7 protein-coding genes are annotated in these 9,507 nt (G+C 72.5%); 4 read left to right on the forward strand and 3 right to left on the reverse strand.

Annotated elements, in window-relative coordinates:
* Positions 1 to 177: 177 nt before the first annotated feature.
* On the forward strand, positions 178 to 2,463 hold the full coding sequence (locus ACFVHI_RS07985; protein WP_380336801.1) for an FdhF/YdeP family oxidoreductase: 2,286 nt from the start codon (positions 178 to 180) through the stop codon (positions 2,461 to 2,463).
* Between the two features lie 77 nt (positions 2,464 to 2,540).
* Here ACFVHI_RS07985 and ACFVHI_RS07990 read toward each other — a convergent pair whose 3' ends face one another.
* A complete protein-coding gene (locus ACFVHI_RS07990) occupies positions 2,541 to 4,160 on the reverse strand; it encodes an NlpC/P60 family protein (RefSeq protein WP_380336804.1) in 1,620 nt (539 codons plus the stop codon).
* A 333-nt stretch (positions 4,161 to 4,493) separates the two neighbouring features.
* Here ACFVHI_RS07990 and ACFVHI_RS07995 point away from each other — a divergent pair, with 333 nt between their 5' ends.
* Both ACFVHI_RS07995 and ACFVHI_RS08000 read left to right on the forward strand, forming a co-directional pair.
* On the forward strand, positions 4,494 to 5,678 hold the full coding sequence (locus tag ACFVHI_RS07995; RefSeq protein WP_063347834.1) for an inorganic phosphate transporter: 1,185 nt from the start codon (positions 4,494 to 4,496) through the stop codon (positions 5,676 to 5,678).
* A 26-nt stretch (positions 5,679 to 5,704) separates the two neighbouring features.
* Positions 5,705 to 5,953, forward strand: coding sequence for a hypothetical protein (locus ACFVHI_RS08000; RefSeq protein ID WP_380336807.1), 249 nt, complete (start codon positions 5,705 to 5,707; stop codon positions 5,951 to 5,953).
* 128 nt (positions 5,954 to 6,081) lie between these two features.
* Here the strand turns inward: ACFVHI_RS08000 and ACFVHI_RS08005 are convergent, their stop codons facing one another.
* Positions 6,082 to 7,629, reverse strand: coding sequence for an MDR family MFS transporter (locus ACFVHI_RS08005; protein ID WP_063347836.1), 1,548 nt, complete (start codon positions 7,627 to 7,629; stop codon positions 6,082 to 6,084).
* 187 nt (positions 7,630 to 7,816) lie between these two features.
* Entirely contained in the window at positions 7,817 to 8,266 is a 450-nt protein-coding gene (locus tag ACFVHI_RS08010) for a MarR family winged helix-turn-helix transcriptional regulator (protein ID WP_371517154.1), read from the reverse strand.
* A 112-nt stretch (positions 8,267 to 8,378) separates the two neighbouring features.
* Here ACFVHI_RS08010 and ACFVHI_RS08015 point away from each other — a divergent pair, with 112 nt between their 5' ends.
* Positions 8,379 to 9,431: an ABC transporter permease gene (locus ACFVHI_RS08015; protein WP_380336811.1), complete on the forward strand. Its 1,053-nt coding sequence runs from the start codon at positions 8,379 to 8,381 to the stop codon at positions 9,429 to 9,431.
* Positions 9,432 to 9,507: the final 76 nt, after the last annotated feature.

Raw genomic sequence — 9,507 nt, forward strand, 5'->3', positions numbered from 1 at the left:
CGGGAGCGGCCCGGTCGCAGGTTCGGGGCCCGAAGACCCGTTCGACCCCCCTCCCCCCGTCCGTACCCGGGTGGAAGGATGGGCCCTCAGCCCCCGCGCCGAAGCGGCGGGCCCGGCGGGCCCGGTGTCACCCCGGTGTCGCGGCCGCCGGACGAGCAGAGCCGAGGAGAAGCGGTCATGGCCAAGCAGGCCCCGCAGAGCGACCCGGCGCAGGACGCCCCCGAGGTGTCCGCGCCCCAGCACGCGGCGGCCGGGCTGCCCGCGGTCGGCCACAGCCTGCGGATGGCCGCCGAGCAGATGGGCCCCCTGCGCACCCTCGCCACGCTGCGCAAGGTCAACCAGCCGGACGGCTTCGACTGCCCCGGCTGCGCCTGGCCGGAGCCGGGCAAGACGCACACGGCGGAGTTCTGCGAGAACGGCGCCAAGGCCGTCGCCGAGGAGGCCACCGAGCGCCGGATCCGCGCCGAGTTCTTCGCCGCCCACCCGGTCGCCGAACTGGCCGAGCGCTCCGGCTACTGGCTGGGCCAGCAGGGCCGCCTCACCCAGCCGATGCTGCTCGACGAGGGCGCCACCCACTACACGCCGGTCTCCTGGGACGACGCCTTCGCGCTGATCGCCGAGGAGCTGCGCGCCCTGGACACCCCGGACGGCGCCGCCTTCTACACCTCCGGGCGGACCAGCAACGAGGCCGCCTTCGCGTACCAGCTGTTCGCCCGCCGGCTGGGCACCAACAACCTGCCGGACTGCTCCAACATGTGCCACGAGTCGTCCGGCTCGGCGCTCACCGAGACGCTCGGCGTCGGCAAGGGCAGCGTCAGCCTCAAGGACCTCTACCAGGCCGACCTGATCATCGTGGCCGGCCAGAACCCGGGCACCAACCACCCCCGGATGCTCTCCGCGCTGGAGCGCGCCAAGCGGGCCGGCGCCACCATCGTGAGCGTGAACCCGCTGCCGGAGGCCGGCCTGGAGCGCTTCAAGAACCCGCAGCACGCGCGCGGCCTGGTCGGCCACGGCACCAAGCTGACCGACCTGTTCCTGCAGATCCGCCTCGGCGGGGACCTGGCGCTGTTCCGCGCGCTCAACCGGATGATCCTGGAGCAGGACGGCGTCGACCGCGCCTTCGTCACCGAACACTGCCACGGCTTCGAGGAGTTCGAGGCGCAGGCGGGCGCGACCGACCGCGCCGAGGTGCTCGCCGCGACCGGCCTGCCGTGGGAGCAGATCGAGGAGCTCGGCCGGCTGGTGCTGGGCTCCCGGAAGATCATCGTCTGCTGGGCGATGGGCCTCACCCAGCACAAGCACGCCGTCCCGACCATCCGCGAGGTGGTCAACTTCCTGCTGCTGCGCGGCAACGTCGGCCGCCCGGGCGCCGGGGTCTGCCCGGTGCGCGGGCACAGCAACGTCCAGGGCGACCGGACGATGGGCATCTTCGAGCGGCCCTCGACGGCCTTCCTGGACGCGCTCGGCAAGGAGTTCGGCTTCGAGCCGCCGCGCGCGCACGGCCTCGACTCGGTGGACACCATCCGGGCGATGCGCGACGGCCGGGTCGGGGTGTTCTTCGCGATGGGCGGCAACTTCGTCGCGGCCACCCCGGACACCGACGTCACCGAGGCGGCGATGCGCCGCTGCCGGCTGACCGTGCACGTCTCCACCAAGCTCAACCGCTCGCACGTGGTCACCGGCGCCCGCGCACTGATCCTGCCCACCCTGGGCCGCACCGACCGGGACGTCAGCGGCGCCGGCGCCCAGTTCGTCAGCGTCGAGGACTCGATGGGCCAGGTGCACTCCTCGCGCGGCGGCCTGCGCCCGCCCGCCCCGGGCCTGCTCTCCGAGACCGCGATCGTCTGCCGGCTCGCCCGCAGCGTCCTCGGCCCCGGGGACACCGTGCCGTGGGAGGACTTCGCCGCCGACTACGACACCCTGCGGGACCGGATCGCCCGGGTCGTCCCCGGCTTCGAGGACTACAACGAGAAGGTCCGCCGCCCCGGCGGCTTCACCCTGCCGCACGGCCCGCGCGACTCCCGGACCTTCCCCACCGCGACCGGGAAGGCCAACTTCACCGTCAACCCGCTCACCGCCCCCGAGGTCCCGCCGGGCCGCCTGCTGTTGCAGACGCTGCGCTCGCACGACCAGTACAACACCACCATCTACGGCCTGGACGACCGCTACCGGGGCATCAAGGGCGGCCGCCGGGTCGTCCTGGTCAACCCGGCCGACGCCGCCGAACTGGGCCTGGCCGAGGGCGCCTTCGTCGACCTGGTGAGCGAGTGGCGGGACGGCGTCGAGCGGCGCGCCCCGCACTTCCGGGTGGTCCACTACCCGGTGGCCCGCGGCGGCGCGGCGGCCTACTACCCGGAGACCAACGTGCTCGTCCCGCTGGACTCCACCGCCGACATCAGCAACACGCCGACCTCCAAGGCCGTGGTCGTCCGCTTCGAGCCGGACACCGGCGCCCCGGCGTGACGCACGCGAAGGCCGCCCGGTGTCCGTGGACGCCGGGCGGCCTTCGTCATGGCTCAGGCCCTGTCCGGACCTAGGGCCTAGTTGCCGCCGAGCGGCAGTGTCGCGGTGGCGCTGCCCGGGGCCCCGGCGCTCGCCGAGCCGGTGGTGGTGGAGGCGGCGGTGCCGGTGGAACCCGGGGTGCCGGTGCCGGTCGGCGCGGGCGTCGCCGGGCCCGTGCCGGTCGGCGTCGGGGTGCCCGTCCCGGTCGGGGTGGGCGTGCCCGTCCCGGTCGGGGTCGGGGTCGGCGTGGACGTGCCGGGGGCGGTGGTGCCGGTGCCGGACGGCGTCCCCGGGTCGGCGGGCGTTCCGGTCCCGGTGCCGGACGGCGTGCCGGTGCCGGTGCCGGTGTCCGCGGGCGTGCCCGGGGTGGTGGACGGCGTGCCCGGGGTGGCCGGCGGGTTGGCGGGCGTGCCGGGGGCCGGGGCGGCCGGGACCTGGTTGGCCGGGCTGGGCGCGATCGGGGTGACGGTGTCCCAGCCGGCGGGCAGGTCGGGCACCTTCCAGCTGCCGCCGGCCTCGTCCGCCGCGCCGGACGGGTCGGGCCGCACCGCCCCGAGGATCGGCATCGAGCCGATCGGCGACACCTTGATGACGGCGCCCGGCCGGGGTGCCTGGACGACCAGCCCGCCGCCGATGTACATCGCGACGTGTGTGGCGCCCTCGAAGTAGATGACCAGGTCGCCGGGGCGGAGCTGGTTCAGCGCGATGTGCGGGAGCTGGGCCCACTGCTCCTGGCTGGTGCGCGGGATCGGCAGCCCGGCGTGCAGCCAGGCCTGCGAGGTGAGGCCCGAGCAGTCGTAGGAGTCCGGCCCCGCGCCGCCCCACAGGTACGGCTTGTTGAGCTGGGCGAGCGCGAAGGCGATGGCGGTGCGGCCGGCCGCCGACGGGGTGCGCTCGCCCTTGCCGAGGACGCCGGAGGCGAGGAAGAGGAGCTGGGCCTCGTCGGCCTTGGCCTTCTCCAGCTTCTCCAGCTCGGTGCGCTGGGCGCCGGTGAGCGAGGAGACCAGTTGCTCGACGGAGGCGAGGTCGGTGGCGACCTTGGCCTTGGCGGCGTCCTGCTGGGTGACCAGTGTCTGGGAGGTCTTGAGCGCGTCCTCGGTCTGCTTCGTCAGGCCTGCGAGGGCCTCGCGGTCGGTCTTCAGCCGGTCCAGGAACTCGGACTGCGAGCGGCTGGCGGCGGTGAGCAGTTCCGCGATGGTGACGGCCTCGTACGGGTCCTTGGAGAGCAGCAGTTCGGCGTAGGCGGAGGCGGCGCCGTTGCGGTACTGGGCGGCGGCGAGCTGGGAGGCGATGTCGGTGCCGGCGTCGACCTGCTTCTGCTGGCGGTCCAGCCGGCCCTGGAGGTCGGTGAGCGCGGCCTGCTGCTCGGCGACCTTGGCGACGGCGCCGTTGTACTGCTCGGTGGCGGTCTCGGCGCTCTGGTAGAGCGCGTGCAGCTGGTCGAGCAGCGGGCCGAGGGTGGCCTTGGCGGCGGCGAGCGGGTCGTCGCCCGGGCTGGCCGCGGTGATCGAGGCGCCCGGGTCGGGGGCGGCGTACGCGGCCTGCGCGGCGAGCGGGAGGGCGAGCGCGGCGGCCGCGAGGGCGGCTCCGCAGCGCAGTGCCGCCCGCAGCCAGGGCCGTACGACTGCCGTTTCAGTGCGCTGTGCAGCCCCGCCCATGGGTTGGTCCTCCCCGCCCCAGCCTGTCACCGGCGTCCCCGGATCCCGCAGATCCTCCCACGGGTTACTCACCGGAAACAGGGCGCATCCGGACTGGGAGGTTAATTCTCGGTTGATCTGTGAGACAGCTCTCAGCAAACCGGAGCGAACCGGGGCGAACTTCGCTAATGTCCAGCTCAGCGCGACCGCCGACACCCTTCCGAAAGCTTCCGGACACCACCGGGACACCAGCGGAACCACGATTCCCGGCTCAGTTCACCTTCCGTTTACCAAACAGACCTACGGTCGCGACGACACCAACGTCCGTGCGACAACTACGACGATTGTTTGGGTATGGAACACATCTCGTTCCTGGTAGCCGTTGTGATCATCACGGCGCTCGCCTTCGACTTCACCAACGGGTTCCACGACACCGCCAATGCGATGGCCACCTCCATCGCGACGGGAGCCCTCCGGCCGAAGGTCGCGGTCACCATCGCGGCCGTCCTCAACTTCGCGGGCGCGTTCCTGTCCGTGAAGGTCGCCACCACCATCTCCGGCGGCATCGTCAACGAGAAGAGCGGCATCCACCCCGAGATCATCTTCGCCGCACTGGCGGGCGCGATCCTCTGGAACCTGCTGACCTGGCTGCGCGGCCTGCCGTCCAGTTCCTCGCACGCGCTGTACGGCGGCCTGATCGGCGCCACCGTCGTCGGTGTCGGCATGAACGGCGTCAACTTCGACACCGTCCTCTCCAAGATCCTGATCCCGGCGATCGCCTCCCCGCTGGTCGCCGGCCTGGCCTCCTGGGGCGCCACCAAGCTGGCCTACGCGATCACCCGCAAGGGCAACGAGACCACCGCCACCAAGGGCTTCAAGACCGGCCAGATCTTCTCGTCCTCGCTGATCTCGCTCGCGCACGGCACCAACGACGCCCAGAAGACGATGGGCATCATCACCCTGACCCTGGTGTCGGTCGGCGCCCTGCCGCACGGCGCGCTGCCGCCCACCTGGGTGATCATCTCCGCGGGCGCCGCGATCGCGCTCGGCACCTACATGGGCGGCTGGCGGATCATCCGCTCGATGGGCAAGGGCCTCGCCGACATCAAGGCGCCGCAGGGCTTCGCCTCCGAGTCGGCCGCCGCGACCGTCATCCTGACCTCCTCGCACATGGGCTTCGGCCTCTCCACCACCCAGGTCTGCTCCGGCGGCATCATGGGCGCCGGCCTCGGCGGCCCGAAGGCCGAGCTGCGCTGGAGCCTGGTGCGCCGCATGGTCTACACCTGGGCGCTGACCCTGCCGGCCGCCGCGCTGGTCTCGGGCGGCGCCGCGCTGCTGGTCCGCCAGGGCACCTGGGGCATCGTCCTGGTGGGCGCCGTGCTGGTGGCCGGCTCCGGCGCGATGTGGCTGATCTCCCGCCGCCAGCCGATCAGCGCGGACAACGTCAACGACGTCAACGACGTCACCCCGGTGGAGGTCCCCGCCACCGCCGCCCCCGCGAACGCCCCCACCCCCGCCTCGACCACGGTCGCGGCCTGAGCGCCGCAGGCTGAGGAGCACCCGCCATGCACATCAAGTGGAACGCCCTGGCCCAGACCGCCGGTGCCAGCTTCGGCATCACCGTCGCCGTGGTCTCCGTCTTCGCACTCGGCATCCTGGCCCTGTCCCGCCGCGAGGCCGCGCTGAGCGCCCGCGAGGGCGAGGCCTCCCAGGAGCCGGGCGGCGGCCGGCTGGCCCTGGCCGGCGCCTACGCCTGCTTCGGCCTCTGCGCCGCGGCCGTCGTCTACGGCCTGGTCCTGATCGCCGCGCCGTAGCGCGTGGTCCTGATCGCCGCGCCGTAGCGCGTGGCCGACGGTTCCCGCCGTCCGCGCGCGGGACGAACCGAACGGGCCGGGGAGTGTGATCCACACTCCCCGGCCCGTTCGCGCATCCCCGCCCGGAGTCAGCCCTGCTGGCTGGTCTTCAGCGCGGTCTCCCGGATGAACAGCACCGTGACGAAGGCCAGCGCCGCGAACGGCGCGGCCCACAGGAAGACGGTGCCGACGCCGTGCCCGAACGCGTCCGTCACCAGCGGGACGATCGGGGCGGGCAGCTTGTGCAGGTCCGGGATGCCCCCGCCGCCGGCCGCGCTCGCGGCCGGGATGTGCGCGGCGGCCAGGTTCTCCGCGAGGTAGTGGGTCACCTTGCTGTTCATCAGCGCGCCGAGCGCGGAGACGCCCATCGCGCCGCCCATGGTGCGGAAGAAGGTCACCACGGAGCTGGCCGCGCCGAGCTCGTGGCGCGGCACCGTGTTCTGCACCGCGAGCACCAGGTTCTGGCTGGTCAGGCCGAGGCCGATGCCGGTGATCGCCATGTAGACGCAGAGCAGCTTGTAGTCGGTGTCGGCGCGGGCGGTGGCGAGCAGGCCGAAGCCGATCGCGAGCAGCGCCGTGCCGGCGACCAGGTAGGCCTTCCACTTGCCGTACTTGGTGATCAGCCGGCCGGCGACGGTGGAGGCGAGCGCCAGGCCGAGGATCATCGGCAGGGTCATCAGGCCGGCCATGGTCGGGGACTTGGCGCGGGCCAGCTGGAAGTACTGGCTGAGGAAGGTGGTCGCGCCGTACATCCCGACGCCGACCAGCACGCTGGCCACCGCGGCCAGGGTGACGGTGCGGTACTTGAAGAGGTCCGGCGGGATGATCGGCTCGGCGGCGCGGCGCTCGATCACCACGGCGAGGGCGCCCAGCAGCAGGCCGCCGCCGACCATCGCGGCGGTCTGCCAGGACAGCCAGTCGTAGTTCGTGCCGGCCAGCGTGATCCAGATCATCAGCAGGCTGACGGCGCCGGTGATGACCAGCGCGCCCAGGTAGTCGATCTTCGCCTTGCGCTTGACCACCGGCAGCTTGAGGGTGCGCTGCACCACCAGGATCGCGGCCAGCGCGAACGGGATGCCGACGTAGAAGCACCAGCGCCAGCCCAGCCACGAGGTGTCCACGATGACGCCGCCGATCAGCGGTCCGCCGATGGTGGCCAGCGCGAAGACCGCGCCGAAGTAGCCGCTGTAACGGCCGCGCTCGCGCGGCGGGACCATCGCGGCCAGGCAGATCTGGCCCAGCGCGACCACACCGCCGGCACCGATGCCCTGGAGGGCGCGGCAGGCGATCAGCTCGGCGGTGTTCTGGGAGAGGCCGGCCAGGGCGGAGGTGGCGATGTAGATCAGCAGGGCTATCTGGAGCAGCAGCTTCTTGCTGACGAGGTCGGAGAGCTTGCCCCAGATCGGGGTGGAGGCGGTCAGGGTCAGCAGGGCCGCGGTGATCACCCAGGTGTAGGCGGACTGGCCGCCGTGCAGGTCGGTGAGGATGTGCGGCAGGGCGTTGGAGACGACGGTCGAGGAGAGCACGGCCACGAAGAGGCCGAGCAGCAGGCCGGACAGCGCCTCCATCACCTGCCGGTGGGTCATCGGTTGATCGTCGACGGCGGCTCCGACGGTCGCCTCGGCTGTGACGGTCATCTGGGTCCTTCGGCGGGAGGAGTGAGCGGGGGGCGGGGGTGCGCAGGCAGGGAAAATTGTTGCCTTACGCAACCATAGGCCCGATGGTTGACTAAGGCAACTTTCTTCAAGCCCAAGTAAAGGCCGCGCCCCCAGGCCTGGATCCAGCCACCGTGGCCCCGACCCCGCCCCGGGCCCCGGCCCCCGGTCACTCCGCCGGCGGCTCCCCGATCACGTCGTTGAAGCGGTGCAGCAGCACCGCGAAGCGGTCCACATCCTCCGGCGACCAGCTGCCCAGCAGCTCCCGCACCCGCCGCATCCGGACGTCCCGGGCCGCCAGGTAGCGCCGCCGCCCGTCCTCGGTCAGCGAGACCAGCGCGGCCCGGCGGTCCAGCGGATCCGTCTCCCGGGCCACCAGGCCCAGCTCCTCCAGCGCCCGGATCTGCCGGCTCACCGTGGCCTTGCCGACCGCGAAGTGCACGCCGACGTCCGTCACCCGCACCCGCCCGGCCTGCTCGATGTAGCCGAGCATGCTGTACGCCATCCCCTCCAGCTCGGGGTGCACCCGGCGTGAGAGCTCCGCCACTCGGGCCCGGCCCCGCCGGAACATCAGCGCGACCTCGCGCTCCACCGCCAGCAGGGATTCCTCGTCACTCACCGCGCCAGTATCCCGCAGCCGCACTGGCTGGAAGGCGGCGCGTGGGGTGCGACAAGCTAACTAGTTCATGGTATGAAGTATCCGTTTTCCCCCAATACACAAGGAGATGTGGATGGCCGCCCCGGGGCAGGGTTTCGTCGCTGAACTGAAGGGCGCGGTCACACCGCGTGCGGCACTGCTCGTGATCGGCGTGCTGCTGCTGCAGCTCGGCTTCATCACCTCGTACGTCGGGGCGCTGCACCACCCGGCCCCGCACGAGCTGTCGATCGCGGTGGTCGCCCCGCCGCAGGTCGCCCCCAAGCTGGTCCAGGCGCTGGAATCCGTGCCGGACGACGCCGTCAAGGCCGTCACCGCCCCGGACGCCGAGACGGCCACCCAGCAGATCAAGGACCAGAAGATCTACGCCGCGCTGGTCGTGAACCCGACCGGCACCGAGGACACCCTGCTGGTCGGCGGCGCCCGCGGCACCTCCGCCGCCAAGGCCGCCGAGTCCATCACCACCGCGCTGGACAAGGCCCAGGGCCGCACCGTCAAGGTCGAGGACGTCGTGCCGCTCGCCAAGGGCGACACCAACGGCCTCTCCGCGTTCTACCTGGTCATCGGCTGGTGCGTCGGCGGCTACCTGGTCGCCTCGATCCTCGGCATCAGCGCCGGCTCCAAGCCCGCCAACGTCCACCGCCTGCTGATCCGCCTCGGTGTGCTGGCGCTGTACTCGGTCGGCGCCGGCCTCGGCGGCACGATCATCGCCGGACCGGTGCTGGACGCGCTGCCCGGCTCGATCCTGGCCCTGACCGGCATCGGCGCCCTGGTGGTGTTCACGGTCGGCGCGTTCACCATGGCGCTGCAGTGCCTGTTCGACGTCATCGGCATCGGCGTCGCGGTGCTGATCTTCGTGGTGCTGGGCAACCCGAGCGCCGGCGGCGTCTACCCGGCACCGATGATGCCGCCGTTCTGGCGGGCCATCGGCTCGCTGATCCCGAACGGCGCCGGGACCAGTGCCACCAAGTCGATCGCCTACTTCGGCTCCACCAACCTGGGCATGCCGATCGTGGTCCTGGTGGTCTGGGCGCTGATCGGCATCGGCGTCGCCTACCTGGCCGTGCTGCGTGGCCCGCGCTCCGGCGGCCGCGAGATCGTCGCCGCCGAGGCGCCCTCCGAGGCCTGATCCCCCGCGTTCCTCCGCCCGAGCCCCCGGCCGCCCGGCCTTCGGCTACGGTTCTCCACTGGAGAGGAGGTAAGAC

Source organism: Kitasatospora sp. NPDC127121, assembly GCF_042677305.1.
Lineage (GTDB): Bacteria > Actinomycetota > Actinomycetes > Streptomycetales > Streptomycetaceae > Kitasatospora.